The sequence below is a fragment of the Blastopirellula marina genome (genome assembly GCF_002967715.1).
In the GTDB taxonomy this organism is placed as follows: domain Bacteria; phylum Planctomycetota; class Planctomycetia; order Pirellulales; family Pirellulaceae; genus Bremerella; species Bremerella marina_B.
In genome coordinates this window covers 1-734 of sequence record NZ_PUIA01000045.1, presented here as the reverse complement: position 1 = coordinate 734, position 734 = coordinate 1, and the positions used below count along the sequence as shown (strand labels likewise).

The window sequence follows — 734 nt, the reverse complement described above, 5'->3', positions numbered from 1 at the left end:
AGGTCACGCATTGCTGCCTGCAGCAGGTCGATCACGCGAGTTGGGCTGAGCTTGTTGAGCGGGACTTTCGCTTCGTGCAGGCTTCGCTTGGCTACAAACAGCGAAGCCCAAATGGCCAGCAGCGTCCAACTCAGTTCTGTCCGTGCATTCTCGGGCGTACGGCATTGCAGTCGGGCCTTGCCGCAGTCTTGCTTGACCGTGCGGAAGAAGACTTCGATGCCCCAGCGGGCCTGGTACAACTCGGCGATTTGCTGGTTGGTCAAGTTCCATTCGTTGGTTAGCAGGTAGATCCAACCACGCTCGGTGATCACCGCCACCAGTCGTAGAAGCAACGGTGGCTCGCCTTTCAATTGCGATTTGTGCGGCCAATGATAGACCCATTCGGTGTCGCGTTTGAGAGACGGATCAAGCTTCCGCAACAAGCGAATGTTCGAGCCGACCCGGATCACGAAGCTCCGTTTCGATTCGATTATCGCCGACCAGAGCGGCCGGCCGACGTACTCGGCGTCGGCTACCAGCCGTGCCTTGGAAGGCAACTGATCGAGCAGGTCGATGGCCGATTGACGTTCGCTTCCGTGCGAAGAAGCCAGCTTCCAACACGCAGGCATGCCTGAGCCAATGTGCCAGCAGACGGTCGCCAACAACTGAACGGTCATGGCCTTGGCCGCATCCGCACGCGATCGGTAACGCTTGCTGCGAGCCTGCTTTCTTCGACTGGATCGCCCCGGCATTGC

Annotated in this window: 1 protein-coding gene; it reads right to left on the bottom strand. The window is 59.1% G+C overall.

Translation table 11 applies throughout. From position 1 onward, the window contains the following. The coding region (locus C5Y96_RS16010) for a transposase (RefSeq protein ID WP_158261258.1) at positions 1 to 734 on the bottom strand (734 nt) is incomplete at both ends.